This is a genomic window from Ignavibacteria bacterium (genome assembly GCA_025612375.1).
In the GTDB taxonomy this organism is placed as follows: Bacteria; Bacteroidota; Ignavibacteria; order Ignavibacteriales; family SURF-24; genus JAAXKN01.
On sequence record JAAXKN010000024.1, the window covers coordinates 33,419 to 56,146 of the forward strand.

Sequence of the window (22,728 nt, forward strand, 5' to 3'; positions counted from 1 at the left end):
ATGCTTAACAGAATTCTTGCACTGGCTAAAAAGGAAGTCCGCCAGTTAAGGCGCGACACAAGGATGCTTCTTATTATATTCCTTTTTCCGATACTGCTCCTGGTAATTTTCGGATATGCGATAAATTTCGATGTACATCATATAAAGATAGCCATCTACGACCGCGACAAGTCGGAGGACACGCGTGCATTTATAAACGCGCTAACAAGTTCCAGCTACTTTGACCTTGTGGGCACAATAACCAATGACAGCCAGATTAAGAAATATCTTGACGGGCAGACGGCGCAGGCTGTAATAGTTTTCCCTGAGAACATGTCTCGCACAATGTATTCAAAGGGCGATGCCCGCGTTCAGATTCTGGTTGACGGCGTAAACGGGAACACGGCAACTCTTATCATGAATTATCTCAACCTTGCGACAATGAGCTATTCGCAGAACTTCTCGAAAGAGACGCTTGCACTCTCAGGACGCGGCACGTACGTTCCGCTGGATGTTGAGCCGGTCTTCTGGTTTAATCCGAGTCTGGACTCCACGCATTTCCTAATACCCGGGCTGATTGCAATGATAATGATTATTACGGCTGTAATATCGATTTCGCTTTCAATTGTGCGCGAAAAAGAGCTTGGGACAATAGAGCAGATCAATGTCTCTCCCCTTTCATCACTTGAGCTTATAATCGGGAAGACTCTTCCCCATGCATTTATCTCTTTGATGGTTGCGGTTTTTATACTCATTTCGGGCTACTTACTTTTCAGCATGCCTGTAAAGGGGAATTTAATTCTTCTTCTTCTGACGACGCTTGTATTTATTTTCGCCTCTTTAAGCTTGGGGATTTTCGTCTCCAGCATTGCCAACAACCAGCAGGTGGCCTTTCAGATGGCGACCTTAATGTCGATGCTCCCTTCTGTAATACTGTCCGGCTTCATTTTCCCGATTGAGAGCATGCCTTTGTTTGTACAGATTCTTTCAAACATTACGCCGGCAAAATTTTATTCAATTATTCTGCGCGATATACTCTTAAAGGGAGTGGGGCTGGAATCATTCTGGCCGCAGGTTGTATACCTCTTAATTTTCTCCGGCGTATTTTTAGGCATAGCGACCCTAAGGAACAGGAAGATGAGAACCGTATAGTTTGAATAAGGAAAACAAAAAGTGAAAACAATTATAAACATTATTATTAAGGAATTCATACAGGTAAGGCGCGACAAAAGGCTTTTCGGAATTGTATTTATGGCTCCCATTCTGCAGCTCATATTTTTAGGATATGCCGCAACGATGGACGTAAACACGGTTCACACAGCAGTCTTCGACCAGGATAAAACCGTAACGAGCCGCGAGTTTATCAGGAGTTTCGAGCGCTCAGGATATTTTTCCATAGATTATTACGTTCACAGCTACGAAGAGATTGTGGACCTCGTGAACCGCGGCAAGGTGCTTGACGCCATAGTAATTCCGACTGACTTCGAGAAGAAGGTCAACACCATGCAGACCGCCCCTCTGCAGGTGATCTTTGACGGCTCCGACGGGAATAAGACCTCGATTGCCTTCGGCTACGTGCAGTCTATTGCATCGAGCTATTCAAAAAACATACTTCTTGAGGCGAGGGAGAAAAGCGGAATGAAGCTTTCCATTTCAGGCACACTCACGCCTGAGGTCAGGGTATGGTACAATCCCGATCTTAAGACAAGGAACTTCATGGTTCCGAGCATAATGGGGCTGGTGCTGATGGTAATTACAACGATACTGATGTCGATGGCGGTTGTAAAGGAGAGGGAAATCGGGACGCTGGAGCAGCTTATAGTAACCCCGATCAAGCCCTATCAGCTGATAATAGGAAAGATGGTACCTTTTATGATCATAGGGTTTCTTGAAGTATTGCTCGTAACGTCAATTATGACTCTCTGGTTCGGGATTCCGGTAAGGGGGAGCTTTTTGTTTTTGATATTCTCCTCGCTTTTATTCGTAATGTCCACGCTGGGCCTGGGGCTTTTCGTATCGACGATTTCAAAAACGCAGCAGCAGGCTATGATGGTTGCGCAGTTCGGTTTAATGATGCCGATGATCTATCTCTCAGGCTTTGCATTTCCTATTGAGAATATGCCTCAGATAATACAGGTAATTACGTATGCCATTCCCCTCAGGTATTACATTACGATATTAAGGGGGATAATATTAAAAGGGACGGGTTTTTCGGAGCTCTGGCTTGAGACGCTTGTTCTGTTCTTAATCGGTGTGGTAATTTTAATTGCAAGTTCGTTAAGGTTCAGGAAGAGATTAGAGTAAGCTCTAATCTCTGTGCTGAATCATGTACTGAATTGCATATTTTATGAGTTCGGGCAGGCTTTTGATGCCGAGTTTGCTCATAAGGTGAATCCTGTGCGTGTCGACGGTTCTTTTGCTGAGGCCTGTCTTAGAGGCAATCTCGTTGCTGGTGTAGCCCTCGCCGATAAGCCTTAGGATCTCAATTTCCCTTTGTGTCAAGGAGGCCTCGGCAAGCTGAACGCTTATGCCGCCTCCGTCGCCGCCGGAATACTTCTCTCTGAGCTCTTCCAGTCTTTCCTCAGTCCAGTAAGCGCCGAAATATTTCTTTCCGCTATAGACTGTTTTAATGGCGTAGACCAGTTCACCCTTCATGACATTTTTGCTGATGAGTCCTTTTCCGCCCGACTTGAGAATGTGGTAGACGTATTCTTCTCCCTCGTGCATTGAAAGGAAGAGGGCTTTTGCCGAAGGGTCGCGGGCAAGGATTTTCTTCAGGGCTTCTATTCCCGTCACGCCGGGCATAGATATATCCACCAGTATAACATCGGGCTTAAGCTCGAAGTACTTTTCATAGAGGTCTCCGCCGTCGGTAGCCTCGCCAACCACAAATATCTCTGCCGCATCTTCCAGGAGGCTGATTATACCGCTGCGGAAAAGGGAATGATCATCGGCGACAACAATTCTTATACTATTCGGGTTAGGCATGTAAAAATCCTGCTTGTTTTGGTACTTCAACAATTATAACTGTTCCCTTTTGCAGGAACGAATCAATTTTTAATTTTCCGTTCAAGGCTTCAGTTCTTTCCTTTATATTCAAAAGTCCAAGACCATTAGTTTGTCCGTCTATTATTTTATCGGGTTCAAATCCAATGCCGTTATCGGAGAGGAACACCCTGGTAAATTTCTCATTATCAATGAGCTGCACGCTGAATTCAGTTGCCCTGGAATGCATAACAATATTGTTCAGTGCTTCCTGTATTATTCTATAGAGATAAGTGGCGCATTTCTTATCCATGTTAGCATCCGTCTGCATGATGTTAACGCTTCCTTTAATGCCGCTTTGCCTGGAGACCTCGTTACAAAGGCTGGTTACTGCAGGCCCCAGGCCCACTTCATCCAGGATTTTTGGCTTCAGGTTATAGGAAATGTTCTTCAGAACGTTTATTGTACTCTCCAACAGACCGATCGTCTGCTGGTATTCTTCCGACTCCCGGTCGTTATCGCGGAGCTTGTTCAGATTCTGCAGCTTTAGACGAACGACAGACAGGTTTTGATTTACTTCATCATAGAGCTGTCTTGCCAGAGTCTGTTTTTCCAGTTCAGCCTTCTCCCTCAGTACGCCGGCAATTTCTTTATGTCTTCTTTCAGATTCGATCAGCCTTTCTTCCTGCTGTTTTACTTCAGTAATATCATGCAGGTAAATCTGTGCCATCTGGAGGTATGAGATACCCTGGAAGTAAACGGAATAGTGGCGGCCGTTGATCTTTTCAGAAAAATGAGTTGAGCAGTCGTTTTTGATATATTCCCCGAGGTCAAACGGGAATTTTATAAATTCAGTGAGGTTCTTCCTCAGAAGATCGGGTGAAGGATATAAAGCAATAGAGGATTCATTAGCATGAATTACCCGGCCCTCGGGATTGATGCTGATTACCGGTTCCGGATTAAAGTCCGACAACAGTGCTGTAAGCTGGGCATCCTTAATATCAAGTTCTTTCATCTGGAGCATAGTTTCGTTATCTGCAGAAAGTTTATATGCTTTGAGTCAAAATAAAATTCTTTACCGGTCCCCTGTTAAAAAATTGTTTATTTTTTTTAGCTAATACTAAATATACGACCTGAAAAATTAAAAAAAATCAGTATTTATACTGATTTTAGGCATAAAGGCATACTGATACGCGATTTCAGCTTAAAATCGCGCTTTTTCACATATTTTTCTTCAAAAAAAGAGTTTAACGGCCCTCAGCCAGGCATTTTTAGGACGTTTTTTCCGTAAAAGACGCTTCAATTGTGCACATTTCTTAATCAGTACTCAGTATCTTGTTTCAATTAATGTTAAGGGGTACTGATTTTTTTTGAATATGTGCTCTTTATATTTCTTCCCATAAAAAACCGACATTAAATTCTGCTCTTTTTCAAGCCGCCTTTTCAAAGGCAGCATTAAACAAGAGCAAAAGATGTAATAAAATTGCTGGACCCATGAAAACTGAAAGAAAAAGGAAAATTATAAATACGCTTGAGATTCTTGAGAAGGAAAATATTACTCCCGGCGAGTTAAACGAACTTGCAAAATTCTGCTGTAATATTTCCTACATGTTTGTAATTAAAAACAGGAACAAGATAACCCCCTGCTTTTTAGGAGGCGAATATAATTACAAGGATTTCGCCATCAGCGCTGTAACCCCCTTATTTTTGCGCAACCAGCAGAATGAATACTCGATCAGAACTGCTTTTAAGAACTGGGGCAGCCCGATCAGCACCCAGTCTGAGGCCATTGCATTTCTTCATAAGCTCATTAAAAGCAGGGTTGAGCAGCATCTGTCCGAATCAATAAGAAATTCCGATCCTTACTACATAAAGCTGCAGAGGACAATTTATCATTTTGCCAGGAAGCAGAATTTCAGGATCATAAAGCACAGCGGCAAAACCTACTTTGCAAAACCGGATGTAACGTTTGCCTGCCGGAAGTTTATTGACGAGGAGGCTTTTGAGTCAATTCCCTACTATCTTCTTTCAAACGATGAAACGATCCTGAGAGAAATAGCAGCATTCCTGGAGTCGGAGACAGATTTTGTTCCGGCAATTCCCGTCAATATTCTCATCAGAAGGCTCAGGTACCTGAGAGGAGACGAAGAGTACGATTGCGAGGTAAACCCCGGGGATAATTCTGAAGCAATAACAGAAAGCCGCATAAATTACATGGACGATTCAATCCATGTTAATGATATGATCAGCTATGCGATCTCGAAATCGGCAGCAAAGCTGGATAAATTCTATCTTGGGAAAAACAAATTAAACAGCCATGAGGCCGGATCGCTGAAGGCCGCAATAGCTGATATGGCCTGGGATATTAAGCACGGCTTTTCATGCCACGGGCTGCATAGCTATCTGGATACACACATGGAATCCTTAAGCCGTGAAGATTATGAACAGAAGTATCAGAATATACTTGAATACCTGCTTAAGACGATTAAAACGACGATTGCCCAGAGCATGGTAAACTAGCAGACAGGGAAAGAAGAGTTAAAAAGAAAGCCCCATTATGAAAAGAGCCATGATGACAATTGATTTTGACGGGAGCGCGACCTTTGAGCAAAGCAGAAGTTTTTCCAATGAACTCCTCAGGCGCGACTGGCAGAAGCTTGATAAATTAAACACAGTATGGCAGACCATCTTTGAAGAGGGCCTGTCCGGAGAAAACATTTTCGATGTAATTAAATCAGATATAAATTTTGCTCTCGATAAGGCCGGAATAAAAAAGATCAAAGCAGAAATCTATCTGGGAAGTTCAAAATTTATTCTTGCCTGATCAGAATGAATCAGAGCCGCATATGATTGGAACCGGAGAAAATGGAAATAAAAGCAGTACTAAAAATTGATCTGCCGGGAGATCCCACAATAAAACAGTGCAGGGATTTTTATCAGGAATTGTCGGAAAGGAACTGGCAGAAGATGACAAATGAGGAAGCAAGGTTCATTGTAGTCTACAATAATCTGCTTTCTTACGAAGAAGCGCTTGATGCAATTAAAAAAGAGATTTCTCAGGCATCCAGGATCTCAGGCATTGCGAGGTACGGCACTCTTGTGCATTTCATTGAAAATAATACGGTGGTTTTTTTCTGCGGCAAAGCAGACTAGAAAGAAAACGGTTTTAAGGTTTGACACTACCCCATACAATAATCCGGCGGATCGATTCTGGTTCGCCGGATTAAGCAAACACACACATCTATCCCCTTCCGTTTAATATTTGTCAGGCAACAGTAGTTTTACTAAATTTAACCCGCGATGTTACAGCTTTAAGGAATATCCGAATATGAAGAGGTCACTTGTTTTACTTTTATTCTGCTTCACATTATTATTCCAGGGGTTTTCTTACGCACAGAATATTTACGGCGGCATCAGGCTTGAGCCGAACTTCCTGGTAACAGACCTTTCAGTGCGCCAGGCCCCTTTTAACTTAGAACCCGCGATAAGCCTGGGTATAAAGCTCAGAGACAAATTTTCCCTGGAGGGAAGGTGGGGACTTCTATTTGCAGGTGACTTCAGCGGCGAGCAGTACGGGCTTTATGCCAGAGGAAATATACTGCAGGATAACTTCTACGCCTTAGGCGGAATAAACTTTCACAGCTATTTCGGATACCAAGGCCAGGACGGTACGGGAAGAGACGAATTCCATACGCTGCTCGGGGCTGGAATAGGTTTTAATGCTACGGAAAAATTTACAGTTGAGCTTCATTACTACAAAACGCTGAACGAAAAGTTCTTCCGGAGTTATTATCTGGACGAAAACATGGAGCGCCAAACCGATTACCAGAAGCTTTATCACATCATAAAACTAAGCCTGGGTTATAATTTTAATTTAGCCTCAGCTCCAGGGAAAGAAAAAAGCACTATAGAAAAAGAGGAAAGCGCGGTTGAAACTCTGAAAGAAAAAAGACACCTCTTTCTGGCAGGCGGAACAGGATACCCGGACCTTCTTCATACACAGCTGGGCTATCAGATTCTGGATTACCTGAGTGTAGCCGGAGTGCTCAACTGGAATGTTTATTCAAACCCCAAATTCAAGGAATTCTCTGCCGGCATGAAGCTGACAGGCTACTTTTCGGGTCCCGGCTTTAACAACGTCTCTGTTGAGTACAGCAGAGAGCTGGCCAACTTTTTCAGCAGCAGCAAGGAAGGCATTACAGTAATGACTGTGGGCGGCGATAACATTATTCCGGACAGATATTTTCACTTCTTCTGGGCAGCAGGACTAATGACGAGCAATAGCAACGGAAGCTTCAGAGGAGGTTTTCCGGTCTTTAAGGTAGGCACAAACTTAAACTTTTAACCATTAAGACATTCGGCGGACCCGTTAGCGGGTCCGCCGAATTAAACAAACAAAAATTATTTTCCGCTTACATACACCCTGTATTCCCACGGGTTTAGTTTTAACGTCTCTTTTTCGGCAAAGGGCTTCCTGTCATTTGTAAAGAGTTCAGTGTAGCTTCCCTTCAAGCCTGGGCCATTTAGCTGAGCCTCTTTGTTTTCACCTGTAAGGTTAACTACAACAAGTATCTTATCTTTGCCTCTTTGCCTTGTAAAAGCGTATACAGCCTTATCGTCTCTGGAAGAAAGGAGCTGCATCTGCCCGCCTTCAACTCCGTTGGCAAGGGCCTTATTCACGAGCTTTAATTTAATTAATGCGGTATAGAACCCTCTGTACTCGGAATCCTTCCAGTCGATAGGATCCTTTTCAAAGAATGCGAGGCGTTTATTTAAGCCTGCTTCCTGGCCGCTATAGATGAGCGGCATACTCTGCGGAAGAGTAAACGTAAGCACACTGAAAGCCTCAACGCCCCCTTTCATGCGTTCAAACTCGGTACCGTTCCAGGAATTTTCATCGTGGTTGGTTGTAAAATACATCCTGTAGGCGTCACGTGGGTAAAGGCTGTCCTGTCTTGCAAGATAATTATTAATGGCAGAAGCGTAATTTCTTCCCTGTGCTATATCGTTCATGAGGTGGTGCAGATCCCAGCCGTAAGTCATGTCGAAAGCATTCCTGTGGAGTTCGGCGTTTTCAGCCTCAGCCAGCATAAAGACCGGCTTAACCTTATCGAGTTCTTTGCGGGCTTCATCCCAGAACGGGGTCGGGACCATTCCTGCCACGTCGCAGCGGAAGCCGTCAATGCCTCCCTCTTTAACCCAGAACTTAAGTGCTCCGATCATATATTTCCGGAGGTCCTTGTTATCGAAATCGAGCTGAATGACGTCTGTCCAGTCCCTTACAGGAGCCACAAAATTTCCTATGGAATCCTTTCTGAAGAATTCCGGATGGGTTTTGGTAAGCACATTATCCCAGGAGGTATGGTTTGCCACCCAGTCGATTATAATTTTCATACCCAGCTTATGGGTTCTGCCAACGAGCGACTTAAAGTCCTTCATTGTACCATATTCAGGGTTAACAGCCATATAGTCTTTTACGGCATAGTAGCTGCCGAGTGATCCCTTGCGGTTTTTTTCGCCTATCGGATTAACCGGCATAAGCCAGAGGATACCCACTCCCATATTTTTAAGTTTAGGGAGTTCACGCTCCAGCTCCTTAAAAGTGCCGCTTTTTGTATACTGGCGAATATTCACCTCATATATCATTTTGTTGCGCGTCCATGCAGGGTGTTTTACAGAAGTCTTTACCGCCTGGGCAGATATGTCCTGAATACTTATGAAAAGGATTAAGAGAACCAGTATGTATCCGGCCATAATCTTTGAAAAGTTTTTAACAGGGTATTTCTTTTGAATCATGAGAATCTCCTGGTTGCTAAGATATTGGATTTTGAGAGTGTGCAAAGAGTCTGCACTAAAATAAGAAAAAACGGGCAATCAAGATAGAATAGAATTTCCGAAAAGGTTTTAAGCAAAATGGTTTTAAGCAAAAGGTTTTAAGGAGTAAAGCCCTCAAATATGATGTTGTCGCAGTAGAAGCTAGCGTTATTGTATTCCTCCCTGCTCTTTGCGGTATAGCCTATTACCGGGACGCCGTTCAGGCGGAAGCTATTGACCCTTTTTGCGGGCAGGTATCTTATATCATATGCAATAAAGTCGGGGCGGCAGAGCCGTGAGAACAGGTGTCCTCTTAAGAATGCTCTTCTGCTGAGCGCGCGTGCTGCGCCAAAGGCTCCCGAGAGCTGTCCGCGTATAATTCCGGGGGCATTATCCCTGAACCATTTGACCACAAGAGGGTTAAATGATTCTATGGCATATTCTCCCTTATAGACCGAGAGGAGGTTCAAAAGGCGGTTTTCCAGCTGTCCGACGCCTCTTCTGTTCTTAATTTCTATCAGGAGCGGAACCTTCCCGTTAACAAGGTTAAGGACTTCCGAAAGGAGGGGAATATATTCATCTGTTCCGAGCAGGCGGATACTTCTGACATCTTTTGAAGTTTTTTTCAGTATTGAGCCCTTCTCACCCGTCATTCTGGAAAGGTATATGTCATGGAAGACGCAAATATAGCCGTCCTTTAAGAGTCTGACATCCAGTTCAATAGGATATCCCGCCTCAATAGAGCGCCTGAAAGCTTCCATAGAGTTTTCGGGTACGGTTATATTATCGTGCAGCCCGCGATGGGTAATAGGAGTATTTAGAAGCCAGTCCATTTTTGTTTACAAATTTCAAAACCTGCAGTTAATAAAAAGCACAGCCATAAAGAAATTACGGCTGTGCCCCAAATAAATCAATGACAGAATTATCTGCCTAAAGTAGTACCTTCTCCGCAAAGGTCCTTAACGGCACGAATTACTCTTTCCTTCATTCCTGTTTCAGCTTTTTTCAGGTAAGCGCGGGGATCGTAAACTTTCTTATTACCAACTTCGCCTTCAACTTTAAGGACTCCGTCGTAATTTTTGAAGAAGTGGTCGACCATCGGGCGTGTAAAGGCGTACTGAGTATCAGTATCGACGTTCATTTTAATTACGCCGTACTCGAGAGTTTCCCTGATTTCTTCGAGTGAAGAGCCGCTGCCGCCGTGGAATACGAGGTCAAAGGAGGCATCCTTACCGAATGCAGCTGCTGTGGCATCCTGCCCCTGTTTGAGGATAATGGGGCGGAGTTTTACGTTACCCGGTTTATAAACGCCGTGAACGTTGCCGAAAGTAGCAGCGAACATGAATCTTGCACCCTTAACAGATGAGAGGCGTCTGTAGACCTCAACCATATCTGCAGGAGTTGTATAAAGTTTTTCAGCAGGGGCGCCTTCGTTGTTAACGCCGTCTTCTTCACCGCCGACAACGCCGGCTTCAACTTCAAGAATAATTCCCAGTTCTGCGCATTCTTTCAGGAGTTCAACTGCTATGTCCATGTTTTCCTTTAACGGGAGTTCACTTCCGTCGAACATGTGTGAGTTAAACAGCGGTTTTAATCCCTGAGCGACTCTTTTGCGTGATTCTGCGATCAGAGGCCTTACGAAAGAATCAAGTTTCTTAGCCGGGCAGTGGTCTGTATGCAGAGCTACGTTAATGTCGTATTTTTCAGCTATAAGGTGAACGTGCTGTGCAATTGACATTGCACCTAAGGCAGCATCCTTAACAGCCTGTCCTGAGGCAAACTCACCGCCGCCTGTGGAAACCTGAATTATACCATCGCTCTTTGTTTCTGCAAGTGCAGCAAGCACAGCGTTTGCCGTAGCTTCAGAGGTAACGTTTATTGCAGGGTAAGCAAATTTATTTTTCTTTGCGTTATCCAGCATTTCGCAATATTTCTTATAATCTACAACGGGCATATTAACACTCCTATTGGATTTATTTGATTATATTTCTGATTTTAATAGCTAAAATCTTTTCTTCTTGCCTAAAATTAAACGTTAAACTTAGTTATAATTTGATATTTTTGCAAGGATGAAACCTTATAACATTACAAACTTGGAATTATTGTGAAAAAATGGAATAAATTTTAAGCTTAAGTTGTTATTAATGGAGTTATTTCAAACATTCAAAGAAAATTACGGAATTATATGAACAGCACCCCAAAAATCAGAAGCGTTGTATTTGACTTAGACGGAACACTCATGAGCTCAAGTGCAACGATATACAAATGCACACTCAGGACTTTCCAGGAATTCAACATTGCAGCCGAGCTTTCCGAAGAGGAGTTCAACAAAAAGATCGGATACCACTTTAAGGATATATTTGCCGATTTCAATATATCGGTTCCCGATCTGGAAGGGTTTATTGACAGATATAAATCCCTCTACTTCGATTTTATAGATGAATCGAAAGTTTACCCGAATGTGCTTAAGGTGCTGGAATTCCTGAAAGAAAACAGCATACTCACCTCCCTTCTTACAACAAAGGCGCAGGACCAGGCAGAAAGAATACTTGAACATTTTGGACTTAAAGATTATTTTTCAATTATTACGGGCCGCCAGAACGGCATGGCTATAAAGCCTGCCCCGGATGCCCTCTTAAAGATATGCAGAGAGACTGGTGTGGGTCCCGCTGAGACACTGATGGTCGGGGATTCAGAGCTTGACATAAGGTGCGGGAAGAATGCAGGATCTCTTACCTGCGGCGTAACCTTCGGCTACAGGCAGAAAGAGGAGCTGGAAAAAGAAAATCCCGATTACCTGATTTCCGATATGAAGGAAATCATTGACATAGTGGGCAGTAATGAGGTTAAATAAGTAAAAGTATCTGTATATCAAAGGACAGCTGTTTTAACACAAAGCAAAGGGGTAAGTTTATGGAAGAGACTGGTGAAGTATCGGTTAAGATAAACAACAGCATTGCCGTAGTCACATTTTCCCATCCCAAGGGGAACAGCCTTCCTTCGGCGCTTTTAAAAAGTATGGCTGATGATATAGAGAGTCTTTCAGACAATGATGAAACGCGTGTTATTGTACTTGCCAGCAAGGGCGAAGGGGCGTTCTGCGGGGGGGCGTCTTTTACAGAGCTCTTAAACATCAGCAGTTATGAAGAAGGGAAAGAGTTTTTCATGGGTTTTGCGCATCTTATTAACGCCATGAAAAACTGTCCCAAGTTTATCATCGCGCGTGTTCAGGGAAAGGCTGTTGGAGGAGGCGTGGGGATAATTGCGGCATCGGACTATGCGCTGGCGCATTCATCGGCCTCAATTAAGTTAAGCGAGCTGGAGCTGGGCCTCGGGCCCTTTGTTGTAGGTCCCGCGGTTGAAAGAAAGATCGGCAAAAGCGCATTTGGTGCGCTTTCGATAGATACGAACTGGCGGGATGCCCTGTGGGCCGAGAACAGCGGTCTTTATACGGATGTTTTTCAGGAAAGAGAGGAGCTGGACAAAGCGGTGCTGGAAGTGGCAGTAAGGCTTTCAAAGACGAATCCCGAGGCTATGGCAAAGCTGAAATCGATACTCTGGGAAGGCACAGCTCACTGGGACACCCTGCTTGAGACGAGGGCCGAGATATCGGGGAAGCTGGTGCTTTCGGAGTTCACATCAAATTACATTTCTAATTTTAGGGATAAAAAATCTACCTGAAATGCTCCTGGAGACCCATATCTGCTGCCCTTTCAGTCTTTCCGTAATTCCGGCCGGATATATTGGTACAAAGTTTAGTCAAGGAAACATCCCTTGTTTTTATTCATGCGCTTGCGTATTTTTATAGGTGGGATATCCCACTTTTTATCATATTCAACTGTTTCATTGAACTAAGACATAGAAAGGATGTCATGCTATGGCACCGGTTGTAAAAGAATACTCCGCTAAACTTGACAGCAAGAGGCGCCTGATCATTAGAGACTCGAAATTCGAGCACTATAAGGTCCAGGTACGCAGGGACGGGACTATTACGCTCAAACCTCAGATTCTTGTTGACCTGGATGATATTTCAGAAGACACATACAATATGATTAAGGACTCTGCCGGAAACCTGAAGAAGGGTAAAGCTTCCAGACCCGTTAACCTGAATGAATTCGATTTTGATAAGGAATAACACCTGAAGTGAATTTTAAGATCAGACTTGGCGTTCCTGATTTCGAAGAGCTATGGAACCGCCTCGCAGATAAATACCGTTCTAATACGATGTCTGAAGACGAACGCCGCAGATTTAATCAGATTGGTAAGGTTATGAAGCTCCTGAGCTCTAATCCCAGGCATAACAGCCTTAGGACTCACGAAATTGACGAACTAAGCCGTGAGTTTGGCTTTAAGGTCTGGCAGTCTTATCTGGAAAACAATACCCCTGCTGCTGGCCGGCTCTTCTGGGCTTACGGTCCCGGCAAAGGTGATATTACCATCCTTGGTTATTCTCCCCATCCCGATGAGAAGAAGGGTGCTTATAAACGTATTAAACTCTCAGGCTTTCCAATAAAACCGGAATAATATTACGTTTTACTTACCCGCAGGACGGATCCTTTTATTTTAATTAATTGAATTTGGAAGCCTGGATTTTTGTTAGCATTATGTATTCTCCTTTTCACCGGTGAAAAGGCTAAAATTACTGCCGTGTAAAATGGAAAAGAGCTAATTAATATTCTTTCCAATTAGTTTTATTATTATTATTTTTAACAAAAATTATTCCAAAGTTTAACCCCAATCAGAATAGAGTGCATGTATTTAGATAACGTATTACAAATAGATGGCGTAACTGTCCGCAAGGATATAGTTGATTCGCACTTCGTCTGTGATTTAACGAAGTGCAAAGGGGCATGCTGTACAATGGAAAGCGAGTATGGCGCCCCGATAAAAAAAGAAGAAATTGATGAAATTGAGAAGGTCCTCCCTGTGGTAAAGGAATATCTTTCCCCCAGGCACATCAAAGAGATTGAAGCTAATGGTTTCTGGGAGGAAAAAGAGGGTGAACTTTTAACCAGAAGCGTCAACGACAGGGCCTGCGTCTTTGTATATTATGAAGGTGACATTGCCAAGTGTGCAGTTGAAAAGGCTTTTAAAGAAGGCAAAATAGGCGTCAATAAGCCGATATCCTGCCATCTCTTCCCTATCCGTGTATCGAGGTTCGGGGGCGACATACTGAGGTATGAAAGAATTCCCGAATGCTACGCTGCCGTGGAAAACGGCGTAAAGCTGGGTGTTAGAATTGCCGATTTCTGCAAGGAATCTTTAGTCAGGCTTTACGGAGAGTCCTGGTATGAAAAATTAAGGATAGCCAGGAGGGAAAAGTAAAATGTTATCATTAAATCAAAGACTTTCACAGCTTCAGAAGCTCTCGCCCCAGCAGATACAGTACCAGAAACTTCTGCAGCTTAATACGCTTTCACTTGAACAGAGAATAAAAACCGAGCTTGAGCTTAACCCGATCCTGGAAGAAACACTCCTGGATGATTATGAACTTGAAATGAGCCAGGACGAAGAAAAGCCGCAGGACGACCGCGTGGATGACGCTGCTACTGACGGCGAGAGTGACGACGAGGAAATTGCAGATACAAGCGACGACGAGTTTGAGTTAGAAGACTTTATGAACGACGCCGACTCTGAGCCGGAGAACGAATACTATAACAAGAACGGCGATGAGGACAGGACCCAGCCCGTTGCACCTTTAAGGGAGACCTTAAACGAGCACCTGACGCGCCAGCTTTACCTGTTGGATTTAAGCGAAGACATGTTCGCCCTGGGCGAAGAGATAATAGGAAACCTGGACGAGGACGGATACTTAAAGCGCGACCTGAAGAGCATAGTTGAAGAGCTCAATATGTTTCAGCACGTTGAGGTTCCGCTGGAGAAAGCCGAAAGCCTCTTAAAAAAGATACAGACATTTGACCCTGTAGGAATTGCCTCGAGGAACCTGCAGGAATGCCTCCTGGTACAGTTAAAGAATACATCTTTTGACCCTTATTACTCCTATCTGGCAGAACACCTTCTTTTGGATCATTTCAACGACTTTATAAATAAGCGTTTTGATGCCATACAGAAGAATATGAATCTTACGACTGAGACTCTGAAATCGACTATCAGCCTTATTCATAAGCTTAATCCCAAGCCGGGGGAAGGCAACATAGAGTCAGACCAGGCAAACCAGATAACGCCCGACTTTTTAGTTGAGAAAGTGGACGACAACTTTATTATTTCACTTAACGACCGCCACGTCCCTTCTGTTACAATCAGCTCCACGTATCTTGAGATGCTGAATTCAAATAAGAGGAAAAGGAACATTTCAAACCGCGAGAAAGAAACCCACAAGTTCTTAAGGGAGAAGTTCGAGTCGGCAAAATGGTTCATTGCCTCGATCCAGCAGCGCCGTGAGACGCTGATGAAGATCATGCGCGCCATTGTTGAAAAGCAGTACGCGTTTTTTGAATACGGTCCCAAGGCCCTGCGCCCCATGATATATAAAGATATTGCCGAGGAGATCGGGATGGATATATCAACCATTAGCAGGGTTGTTAACGGCAAGTATGTCCAGAGCCCCGTAGGAATTCACGAGCTGAAATATTTCTTCAGCGAGGGGCTTTCGACCGACGACGGCGAGGAGATCTCGAACAAGCACATTAAAGAGCTGATAAAAGAGATCTGCGACTCTGAGACCAAGAACGCTCCATACAGCGACGACAAAATAGCAGAACTGCTGAATGAAAAAGGCATTCACATTGCGCGCAGGACAGTAGCCAAGTACAGGGAGCAGCTCAGGATACCGGTTGCACGCCTGCGCAAGGAATTATGAGTCTTTTCCGGGACGTTATTGTAATAGTTTTTTCCTATTTCCTTTTCGGCCTCGTGCATTCCGTTCTTGCCTCCCGGAAGCTAAAAAAATTATTTGCAGAAAAGTACGGAGACTATATTGCCTTCTACAGGCTCACGTACAATGTAGTCTCCTTTCTTTCTTTCATGCTGCTATTGGAATTCGTTCCGAAACCCGACAGCATTATTTATGACTTAGATGCTCCTTACGACATAATTGTTTTTGTTCTTCAGGTTATAAGCCTTGCCTTCCTCATCTGGTCCTTTACACATTTCGATCTCATGGAATTCTTAGGTATTAAACAGATTGTGCGGTGGTATAACGGAAACTACAGCGCGGAGGATCTGGATGAAAAAGGAACTTTAGTAACCAAAGGACTTTATAAGATAAGCCGCCACCCGGTTTACCTGTTTTCAATACTGTTTCTGGGCTTAAGGCCGCAGATGGATCTTTTTTACCTGGTTTCTTTTATCTGTTTAACGGCTTATTTTTACCTGGGTTCAATTTACGAAGAAAGAAAACTTACAGAAAGGTTCGGGCAGGAATATACCGATTACAAAGGAAGAGTTTCCAGAATCTTTCCGCTTAAATTTAAGCGGCAAAATTAAAATTATAAAAACAGAAAATGAAAAAAGCTTTTTTACTTTTCACTTTTATCGCACTCTGCCCTGCTTTGTTAAGAGCACAGGCAAATAATGATGAAATCCTGGCCAAAGCCGGCAGTAAAACAATTACAAGAGAAGAGTTCCTGGAAAGATTCGAAATGACGCCGTGGCCGCGTCCGCCAAAGAAAGTAACGCCTGAAAACCTGAAACTGGGATTTCTTTATTCGCTTGCCGCCGAGAAGCTCTGGGCCTTAAAGGCGCAGGAAATGGGGCTTGATACCTCAGGTGCCGTTAAGATGGCCTTTAGTTCGCTGGAAAAGATGTATGTAAGAGACGCCCTCTGGAAGCTTGAGATTAAGGACAAGACCGTTATTCCTGAGAGTGAAGAAGCAAAGGGATATTTAAGAACCCGGTTTGCCTACAGGACCGATTACCTTATTGCAGGATCTGAAAAAGAAATTAACAGCATGTATGAACGTCTTCAGAAAGGGACCTCTTTTGATGCTGTTCTGAAGTCTAACGGAAGCAAAGGGCTGGATACACTGACCGTTTCATACGGCATGATGGAAGAAGCCGTGGAGGACGCAATTTACAACTTAATGGTGGGACAATATACCTCACCCGTCTTTACCCCAAACGGCTGGTGCATCTTCCGCCTCAGGGATATAGTTGAACTGAAGCAGGACCCAAAAGACCAGCAGAAAGTAGAGCAGCTGGTTAAAAAGATTACAAACGAGAGGGCCACGGCGAGGGTATATCAGAAGTTCTACCGCAGCTTCTTCTCCAATCAGAAAGTGAACGTCAGCAGCAGGCTTTTTAAGGAGCTTGCGGATAACCTTGTAAAGATTATAAAAGAGAAAAAAAATAACGGCAGTATATCAGACAGCACCCTTGTAAGCCTTCAGCCCCCGGACATTCTTAAGCTTGAAGGCGCCTTCAGGCCTGAAGTGCTGAATATGGATTTTGTTCAGTTCGAAAAAAATCCTGTAAGCTTAAGGCAGTTCATTGAAGATTTTGCAATGGAAGGCTTCAGCACCCAGACGGCGGATCCCAGGATGGTTTTCGGGATATTCAACAGGGTGGTAAAGAAATACGTGGAAAACGAGATGTTGACGCGCGAAGGCTACAGGCGCGGGCTTCAGAACCTGCCGGAGGTAAAAAGAGAGCTTGACATGTGGAAGGACAATTACCTTTCGCAGATGCTCAGATCCACATTCAGGGATTCTGCAAGCGTTACGGATCTTGAGGCGGAGCAGTATTTCCACAAGGTGCAGCAGGGTGCCCCGATGACCGCACAGGTAAACATTGTTGAAGTGCTTACAGACAGCCTTGAAGTTGCCGAGAAGGTGCTGGATGCCGTAAAGAAGGACGTGGATATGCACGTTCTTGCGCGCATGTATTCAAAACGTGAGTCGACAAAGAAGACGCAGGGTGAGACCGGTTTCTTTTCCATAAATGAATATGGTGAGATCGGCCGCATTGCAGGCAATATGGCAATCGGGGACGTCTACGGCCCATTAAAGGTGCCGGAAGGATACTCAATATTTAAGTTAGCCGGAAAAAAAGAAGACTCACTGCACGTGGATAAACCTTTTTCCGAACTTAGGGATTCCATAAAGAAGAATCTTTCGACTGAGAAGGCATATAAATCCGTCTTAAATTACACGGTTAAGCTTGCCGGCGAGTACGGCCTCAGGATAGATGAAAAAGCACTTCAGTCCACACAGGTAATAAACGTTCCGATGTTCACCTACCGCTTCATGGGCTTCGGGGGCAAGCTTCCGGCCGTACCTATGACTGCTCCCTATACGGAGTGGGTAAACCCCTGGTTAGAATATAAATCGAATTTACCTTAAAAAAGGTCATATTCAGGCCAGGAATTTCCTTATCCTGCATTTGGATATTTTTAAGACTTTAATTTATTATATTGATTAGATACAATTAAATCTTCAAACCCCGGACAAAGAGGCGTGTTAGATGCGTTTGTCCCGGATCTGAAGATTGGTTTTTTATTACCATTAATTTTACGCGCAAAACAACAGGAGATAAAAGTGGGTCAAAAAATTCGCTCAACCACAATACTGGGTGTTGTTCATAACGGCGTGGCCGCCATCGGAGGCGACGGGCAGGTTACGCTTGGCAATACAGTTGTAAAGCACAATTCCATGAAGATAAGAAAACTTTATAACGGCAAGGTTCTCTGCGGGTTTGCCGGAAGTGCGGCAGACGCATTTACGCTGCTAGAACGTTTTGAGGAGAAGCTGGAGCAGTACAGAGGCAACGTGGGGCGTGCGGCAGTTGAACTTGCAAAGGACTGGAGGACAGACAAGTACTTAAGACGTCTGGAGGCAATGCTTGCCGTTCTGTCGCAGGATCAGGCATATATCATTTCCGGCACGGGAGACGTCATTGAGCCCGAGGACAACATTGTTGCCATAGGTTCAGGCGGAATGTACGCCCTTGCAGCAGCAAAAATGCTGAAGAAATACAGCAGCCTTTCGGCCAAAGAGATTGTAGCAGAGGCCCTCAAGACTGCAGCAGACATTTGCATTTACACCAATGACAAGATAAGCGTTGAGACTATCTGATATTTTTCCGGAAACTGTAACCAGAAATATACATAAGAATTAAAACGGATTTACATAAAATGAAAAATGATTTAATGAGAAATCTGACGCCGACCCAGATCGTAAAAGAGCTTGACAAGTTCATAATCGGGCAGGATGACGCCAAGCGTGCAGTTGCAATTGCACTCAGGAACCGCTGGCGCAGGCAGCAGGTTGAAGAAAAACTAAAAGAAGAGATTCTTCCAAACAACATAATTTTAATAGGCCCGACCGGCGTGGGTAAAACAGAAATAGCCCGCCGCCTGGCAAAACTCTCAGGCGCACCATTTATTAAGGTTGAAGCTTCAAAGTACACTGAAGTGGGCTACGTGGGGCGCGACGTTGAATCCATGATACGCGATCTTACGGAACTTGCCGTAACAATGGTAAAATCTGAAAAGACCGGAGAGGTTCAGGAGAAAGCAGAAAGAATAGCAGAAGAAAAAATTCTGGACCTGCTGATTCCGCCTGTAAAGAAGCCGAGCACAGCTCCGCAGGAGGAGAACAGCGACGAGCCCGACGAGGCATTCCAGAACCAGAAGACGCGCGAATGGATGAGGCAGAAGCTCCGCAACGGGGAGTTAGACGACAAGATGGTGGAGTTCGATACTTCATCGGCGCAGGGCGGGGTCGGGATGCAGGTCTTGGGGCCATTCGGATTTGATGACATGGGTATAAACATACAGGAGATCATGAGCAACATAATGCCCAAGAAAAAGAAGAAAAGGAAAACCCCGATCAAAGAAGCCCGCGCAGTAATTGCGCAGGAAGAGGCTCAGAAGCTGATAGATATGGAAGCCGTGCAGAAAGAAGCAATTACGCGCGTGCAGGATTCGGGCATCGTGTTTATTGATGAGATAGATAAAATTGCAGGAGGCGGAAAAGGCCAGGGGCCTGACGTGTCGCGCGAAGGCGTGCAGAGGGACCTGCTTCCGATTGTTGAAGGCTCGAGCATAAATACAAAGTACGGCGTTGTTAAGACGGACCACATTTTGTTTATTGCTTCGGGAGCTTTCCACGTCTCTAAGCCATCGGACCTGATACCGGAACTTCAGGGACGCTTCCCTATACGCGTGGAGCTGAAGAGCCTGACCGAGGACGACTTCATCAAGATTCTTACTATTCCTCAGAACGCGCTTCTTAAGCAGTATGCAGCGCTCCTGCAGACAGAAGGCGTTGAGATTGAATTTCTTGAGGACGGAATAAAGGAAGTAGCCCGCATTGCAACCATAGTAAACGAGCAGGTGGAAAACATCGGGGCAAGAAGGCTTCACACAATTCTGACCACTCTACTGGACGACATTCTCTTTAATGTACCCGACCAGATCCCCGGCTCAAAGGTAATGATCAATGGTGAAATGGTTAAGGATAAGCTTGAGAGGATTGTTCAGAACAGGGATCTGAGCAAATACATACTTTAACATGAACTGATTTTATGCGGGCGGATTTCTCTAATGTGGAAAATCCGCCCGTTTTTTATTTAGTAAAAAGTTTCATACCTTTAGTTCCTTTAAAAAAATTGTTTTCTGATTTGGGATTTTTATGAAATACTTTAATGTCCGTACAATCAGTTATTTACCAATCATAGTCATTGCCGCAATGCTTGCGGGGTGCTCCTCTGCTCCCAAGCTGCTCAATCTTGACACTGCCAAAAAAGAAGTCGGGCTTTACTACGAGTCAGGCCAGTACGATAAAGACGTTCAGGAAGTGGTGGAAGACGCAATTAAAGATTTTGACGGCGTAAAAGTCCGTGACAGTTCAGCCGTAGTGTTTGATGTAGACGAGACGGTCCTATCGAACTATTCCGAAATAAAAAGTGTTGGTTTCGGTTTTGAAGGAGAGCACTGGAACAGATGGATACTTGAGGAAAAGGCTCCTGCAATTGAAGGCGTAAAAAACCTTTATAATTATCTCATAGGCAGGAAGTTCCGCATACTTTTTATTACAGGAAGGACGATGGCGCAGTACGAAGCCACGTACAGGAATCTTAAGCAGGCGGGCTATACAACATTCGATACGCTTATTGTGCGGCAGGGCAGTATGCTGAAGGCTCCGGCCGAGAATTTCAAGAGCATTGAGCGCACGGTGCTTACCGATATGGGCTACAAAATTGAAGGCTGCGTAGGCGACCAGTTAAGCGATCTTAAAGGGGCCTACACGGGCATAAAAATAAAGCTTCCAAATTATCTTTATCTGGTTGATTAGGGGATTATTTCCCCGGCATATTGTGATGTGCGATACTTGCATATAGCGTTAAATAAGCATACATTTATGTGTTACCCAAGTTATGCCTCCATTCCGAATGTTTGTCATAGATCCTTAATGTACCAGTAGAAATGTGCTTAGTTTCCGGTATAAGTTAGACCGGTAGAATTTGTCCGTGCAACGAGGAGGGATTATGAAGTATGCCATTTTTCTTTTGGCCGTCTTTCTTATTGCCCCGGGCTGCAGCAGGAAGGAAAAGTCTTCTCTAAAAGAGAAGTCCAGGGCTGAGGAAAGCATCAGTAAGACTATAGCCCGTATGGATAAAATTAACGACACTCTTTCTGTTTATACACAGAAATTTGTTTCAGCTGCAAAGGAAGAGTTAAGTGATCCTAAGTTTCAGGAGAACCTGATTTCAAAACTAGACGGCTATAGCAGGCAGCTGAGCAGCTGCAAGTGCGAAATCAAAAGCCTGGCGCTTGTGGATAAGGCGTGCAGGGCCAAAATTTCAAAGCTGCAGGATGTAATTTCAAAGGGGGAAGAAAAGATCATTCTTCTGCAAAAGGAAATTGCAGACGTAAAGGCAAATATGGAGGAAAAAGGATCGCAGCTGGCCCGGACGCTCTAGTGCCATAATATTTCAGCAGATCATTACGTTTCAGCAGGTATGCCATCCTGAACAGATATAATTTATTTCAATTTGTTCAGGATTTGTTATTTTAAAGCCATGAAAATCAAAAACCGCATTACAGAACTTTTTAATATCGAGTACCCCATAGTGCAGGCCGGAATGGTCTGGGTCTCGGGCTGGAGACTCGCTTCAGCAGTATCCAACTGCGGGGGACTAGGTCTAATTGGTGCAGGCTCCATGAAGCCGGAGCTTTTAAGAGAACACATACAAAAATGCAGGGCTGCAACAGTTAAGCCCTTCGGGGTTAATATACCTCTTCTGCGCGAGGATGCATCAGAGCTGGTAAGAACGGTAATTGAAGAAGATGTAAAGATTGTGTTCTCCTCAGCGGGGCATCCGGGTAAATTCATTGAAGAATTAAAAAAGCACGGCATAAAGGTTACGCACGTTGTCCCATCTCTTAAATTTGCCCTTAAGGCCGAAAGTGTCGGCTGCGATGCCATTGTAGGTGAAGGCGTTGAAGCCGGAGGGCATAACGGTTTTGATGAGCTTTCGACAATAGTCCTCATCCCGCAGCTTAAAGATGCCGTAAGTATTCCTGTTATGGCGGCAGGTGGAATTGCCGACGGGCGGGGCATACTGGCAGCACTTTCTCTTGGCGCCGAAGGGGTGCAGATAGGAACGCGTTTTGCCGTAACGGTGGAATCCTCGGCGCACGAGGAATACAAGAAAAGGATCTGCGAGGCACATGACAACGATACCGTTCTGATATTAAAGAAGATCGGACTTGTAAGGACGCTTAAGAACCAGTATACCGACCAGGTGCAGGCGGCCGAGGCCTCCGGTGCCGGTACGGAAGAATTAAAAGAGCTTCTGGGAAAAAAGCGTGAACGCCTCGGCATCTTTGAAGGCAACAGAGATCAGGGCATGATGGAAGCCGGTCAGGGTGTGGGAATAATTAAAGACATACCTACAGTAAAAAGTCTTTTGGAAAAGCTAATTCAGGAATTTGACGCAGCCTGCCGAAATCTTCCCTGCGGGGAAAAGAAAATTTAGTCCTGCATT

At 44.4% G+C, this 22,728-nt stretch carries 24 protein-coding genes; 19 read left to right on the plus strand and 5 right to left on the minus strand.

From position 1 onward, the window contains the following. Both HF312_13885 and HF312_13890 read left to right on the plus strand, forming a co-directional pair. Positions 1-1,131 carry an ABC transporter permease gene (locus tag HF312_13885; protein MCU7521307.1) on the plus strand — a complete coding sequence of 377 codons (1,131 nt, stop codon included), beginning with the start codon at positions 1-3 and terminating at the stop codon, positions 1,129-1,131. A gap of 21 nt (positions 1,132-1,152) precedes the next feature. After that, positions 1,153-2,283, plus strand: a complete 1,131-nt coding sequence (locus tag HF312_13890; GenBank protein ID MCU7521308.1) for an ABC transporter permease — start codon at positions 1,153-1,155, stop codon at positions 2,281-2,283. A 3-nt stretch (positions 2,284-2,286) separates the two neighbouring features. On the opposite strand, the gene HF312_13895 is transcribed toward HF312_13890, so the two are convergent. Together HF312_13895 and HF312_13900 are read right to left on the minus strand one after the other, a co-directional pair. Continuing rightward, the gene (locus HF312_13895) at positions 2,287-2,967 is read right to left on the minus strand and encodes a response regulator transcription factor (protein ID MCU7521309.1); all 681 of its coding nucleotides are present in this window, start codon (positions 2,965-2,967) and stop codon (positions 2,287-2,289) included. Then, positions 2,960-3,979 (minus strand): hypothetical protein, encoded by a 1,020-nt coding sequence (locus HF312_13900; protein ID MCU7521310.1) that lies wholly within the window; start codon positions 3,977-3,979, stop codon positions 2,960-2,962. Before HF312_13900 ends, HF312_13895 begins: the two co-directional genes overlap by 8 nt. Before the next feature lie 479 nt (positions 3,980-4,458). On the opposite strand from HF312_13900, the gene HF312_13905 reads away from it, so the two are divergent. From HF312_13905 to HF312_13920, 4 genes are all read left to right on the plus strand, one after another. After that, positions 4,459-5,484, plus strand: a complete 1,026-nt coding sequence (locus HF312_13905; protein MCU7521311.1) for a hypothetical protein — start codon at positions 4,459-4,461, stop codon at positions 5,482-5,484. 37 nt (positions 5,485-5,521) lie between these two features. Continuing rightward, on the plus strand, positions 5,522-5,788 hold the full coding sequence (locus HF312_13910; GenBank protein ID MCU7521312.1) for a hypothetical protein: 267 nt from the start codon (positions 5,522-5,524) through the stop codon (positions 5,786-5,788). 41 nt (positions 5,789-5,829) lie between these two features. Further along, complete coding sequence (locus HF312_13915; protein MCU7521313.1) at positions 5,830-6,117, plus strand: hypothetical protein; 288 nt, start codon at positions 5,830-5,832, stop codon at positions 6,115-6,117. A 175-nt stretch (positions 6,118-6,292) separates the two neighbouring features. Further along, a complete protein-coding gene (locus HF312_13920) occupies positions 6,293-7,309 on the plus strand; it encodes a hypothetical protein (GenBank protein MCU7521314.1) in 1,017 nt (338 codons plus the stop codon). 56 nt (positions 7,310-7,365) lie between these two features. Here the strand turns inward: HF312_13920 and HF312_13925 are convergent, their stop codons facing one another. The 3 genes from HF312_13925 to fbaA all read right to left on the minus strand — a co-directional run bounded on the left by HF312_13925 (position 7,366) and on the right by fbaA (position 10,732). Next, complete coding sequence (locus tag HF312_13925) at positions 7,366-8,718, minus strand: alpha-amylase (protein ID MCU7521315.1); 1,353 nt, start codon at positions 8,716-8,718, stop codon at positions 7,366-7,368. Between the two features lie 179 nt (positions 8,719-8,897). Next, on the minus strand, positions 8,898-9,611 hold the full coding sequence (locus HF312_13930; GenBank protein MCU7521316.1) for a glycerophosphodiester phosphodiesterase: 714 nt from the start codon (positions 9,609-9,611) through the stop codon (positions 8,898-8,900). An 89-nt stretch (positions 9,612-9,700) separates the two neighbouring features. Then, positions 9,701-10,732: a class II fructose-bisphosphate aldolase gene (gene fbaA / locus HF312_13935; protein ID MCU7521317.1), complete on the minus strand. Its 1,032-nt coding sequence runs from the start codon at positions 10,730-10,732 to the stop codon at positions 9,701-9,703. 231 nt (positions 10,733-10,963) lie between these two features. Between fbaA and HF312_13940 the strand changes: the two genes are divergently transcribed. The 13 genes from HF312_13940 to HF312_14000 all read left to right on the plus strand — a co-directional run bounded on the left by HF312_13940 (position 10,964) and on the right by HF312_14000 (position 22,719). Further along, a complete protein-coding gene (locus HF312_13940) occupies positions 10,964-11,632 on the plus strand; it encodes an HAD-IA family hydrolase (protein ID MCU7521318.1) in 669 nt (222 codons plus the stop codon). 59 nt (positions 11,633-11,691) lie between these two features. After that, positions 11,692-12,459: an enoyl-CoA hydratase/isomerase family protein gene (locus HF312_13945; GenBank protein ID MCU7521319.1), complete on the plus strand. Its 768-nt coding sequence runs from the start codon at positions 11,692-11,694 to the stop codon at positions 12,457-12,459. Positions 12,460-12,655: 196 nt separating this feature from the next. Next, positions 12,656-12,913 carry a hypothetical protein gene (locus HF312_13950; GenBank protein ID MCU7521320.1) on the plus strand — a complete coding sequence of 86 codons (258 nt, stop codon included), beginning with the start codon at positions 12,656-12,658 and terminating at the stop codon, positions 12,911-12,913. 8 nt (positions 12,914-12,921) lie between these two features. Continuing rightward, positions 12,922-13,302, plus strand: coding sequence for a hypothetical protein (locus tag HF312_13955; protein MCU7521321.1), 381 nt, complete (start codon positions 12,922-12,924; stop codon positions 13,300-13,302). A 228-nt stretch (positions 13,303-13,530) separates the two neighbouring features. Beyond that, positions 13,531-14,103 (plus strand): DUF3109 family protein, encoded by a 573-nt coding sequence (locus HF312_13960; GenBank protein ID MCU7521322.1) that lies wholly within the window; start codon positions 13,531-13,533, stop codon positions 14,101-14,103. 1 nt (position 14,104) lies between these two features. Next, positions 14,105-15,598, plus strand: coding sequence for an RNA polymerase factor sigma-54 (rpoN, locus tag HF312_13965; GenBank protein ID MCU7521323.1), 1,494 nt, complete (start codon positions 14,105-14,107; stop codon positions 15,596-15,598). Next, a complete protein-coding gene (locus tag HF312_13970; GenBank protein MCU7521324.1) occupies positions 15,595-16,224 on the plus strand; it encodes an isoprenylcysteine carboxylmethyltransferase family protein in 630 nt (209 codons plus the stop codon). The genes rpoN and HF312_13970 overlap by 4 nt, the downstream gene beginning before the upstream one ends. A gap of 17 nt (positions 16,225-16,241) precedes the next feature. Then, on the plus strand, positions 16,242-18,077 hold the full coding sequence (locus HF312_13975; GenBank protein ID MCU7521325.1) for a hypothetical protein: 1,836 nt from the start codon (positions 16,242-16,244) through the stop codon (positions 18,075-18,077). 189 nt (positions 18,078-18,266) lie between these two features. Continuing rightward, positions 18,267-18,809, plus strand: a complete 543-nt coding sequence (gene hslV / locus HF312_13980; protein ID MCU7521326.1) for an ATP-dependent protease subunit HslV — start codon at positions 18,267-18,269, stop codon at positions 18,807-18,809. 59 nt (positions 18,810-18,868) lie between these two features. Then, a complete protein-coding gene (gene hslU, locus HF312_13985; protein MCU7521327.1) occupies positions 18,869-20,248 on the plus strand; it encodes an ATP-dependent protease ATPase subunit HslU in 1,380 nt (459 codons plus the stop codon). Between the two features lie 121 nt (positions 20,249-20,369). Continuing rightward, positions 20,370-21,032, plus strand: a complete 663-nt coding sequence (locus tag HF312_13990) for a hypothetical protein (GenBank protein ID MCU7521328.1) — start codon at positions 20,370-20,372, stop codon at positions 21,030-21,032. 193 nt (positions 21,033-21,225) lie between these two features. After that, positions 21,226-21,660, plus strand: coding sequence for a hypothetical protein (locus tag HF312_13995; protein ID MCU7521329.1), 435 nt, complete (start codon positions 21,226-21,228; stop codon positions 21,658-21,660). Between the two features lie 105 nt (positions 21,661-21,765). Then, on the plus strand, positions 21,766-22,719 hold the full coding sequence (locus HF312_14000; protein MCU7521330.1) for a nitronate monooxygenase: 954 nt from the start codon (positions 21,766-21,768) through the stop codon (positions 22,717-22,719). Positions 22,720-22,728: the final 9 nt, after the last annotated feature.

Excerpts from the sequence above, each read along its gene's own strand:
- HF312_13975 (MCU7521325.1), top strand. The coding sequence starts at position 16,242 with ATGAAAAAAGCTTTTTTACTTTTCACTTTTATCGCACTCTGCCCTGCT.
- HF312_13945 (MCU7521319.1), top strand. The coding sequence starts at position 11,692 with ATGGAAGAGACTGGTGAAGTATCGGTTAAGATAAACAACAGCATTGCC.
- HF312_13920 (MCU7521314.1), top strand. The coding sequence starts at position 6,293 with ATGAAGAGGTCACTTGTTTTACTTTTATTCTGCTTCACATTATTATTC.
- HF312_13930 (MCU7521316.1), bottom strand. The coding sequence starts at position 9,611 with ATGGACTGGCTTCTAAATACTCCTATTACCCATCGCGGGCTGCACGAT.
- HF312_13940 (MCU7521318.1), top strand. The coding sequence starts at position 10,964 with ATGAACAGCACCCCAAAAATCAGAAGCGTTGTATTTGACTTAGACGGA.
- HF312_13960 (MCU7521322.1), top strand. The coding sequence starts at position 13,531 with ATGTATTTAGATAACGTATTACAAATAGATGGCGTAACTGTCCGCAAG.
- HF312_13895 (MCU7521309.1), bottom strand. The coding sequence starts at position 2,967 with ATGCCTAACCCGAATAGTATAAGAATTGTTGTCGCCGATGATCATTCC.
- HF312_13995 (MCU7521329.1), top strand. The coding sequence starts at position 21,226 with ATGAAGTATGCCATTTTTCTTTTGGCCGTCTTTCTTATTGCCCCGGGC.
- HF312_13910 (MCU7521312.1), top strand. The coding sequence starts at position 5,522 with ATGAAAAGAGCCATGATGACAATTGATTTTGACGGGAGCGCGACCTTT.
- HF312_13925 (MCU7521315.1), bottom strand. The coding sequence starts at position 8,718 with ATGGCCGGATACATACTGGTTCTCTTAATCCTTTTCATAAGTATTCAG.
- HF312_13970 (MCU7521324.1), top strand. The coding sequence starts at position 15,595 with ATGAGTCTTTTCCGGGACGTTATTGTAATAGTTTTTTCCTATTTCCTT.
- HF312_13900 (MCU7521310.1), bottom strand. The coding sequence starts at position 3,979 with ATGAAAGAACTTGATATTAAGGATGCCCAGCTTACAGCACTGTTGTCG.
- hslU (MCU7521327.1), top strand. The coding sequence starts at position 18,869 with ATGAAAAATGATTTAATGAGAAATCTGACGCCGACCCAGATCGTAAAA.
- rpoN (MCU7521323.1), top strand. The coding sequence starts at position 14,105 with ATGTTATCATTAAATCAAAGACTTTCACAGCTTCAGAAGCTCTCGCCC.
- HF312_13950 (MCU7521320.1), top strand. The coding sequence starts at position 12,656 with ATGGCACCGGTTGTAAAAGAATACTCCGCTAAACTTGACAGCAAGAGG.
- HF312_13915 (MCU7521313.1), top strand. The coding sequence starts at position 5,830 with ATGGAAATAAAAGCAGTACTAAAAATTGATCTGCCGGGAGATCCCACA.
- fbaA (MCU7521317.1), bottom strand. The coding sequence starts at position 10,732 with ATGCCCGTTGTAGATTATAAGAAATATTGCGAAATGCTGGATAACGCA.
- HF312_13885 (MCU7521307.1), top strand. The coding sequence starts at position 1 with ATGCTTAACAGAATTCTTGCACTGGCTAAAAAGGAAGTCCGCCAGTTA.
- HF312_13905 (MCU7521311.1), top strand. The coding sequence starts at position 4,459 with ATGAAAACTGAAAGAAAAAGGAAAATTATAAATACGCTTGAGATTCTT.
- HF312_13990 (MCU7521328.1), top strand. The coding sequence starts at position 20,370 with ATGAAATACTTTAATGTCCGTACAATCAGTTATTTACCAATCATAGTC.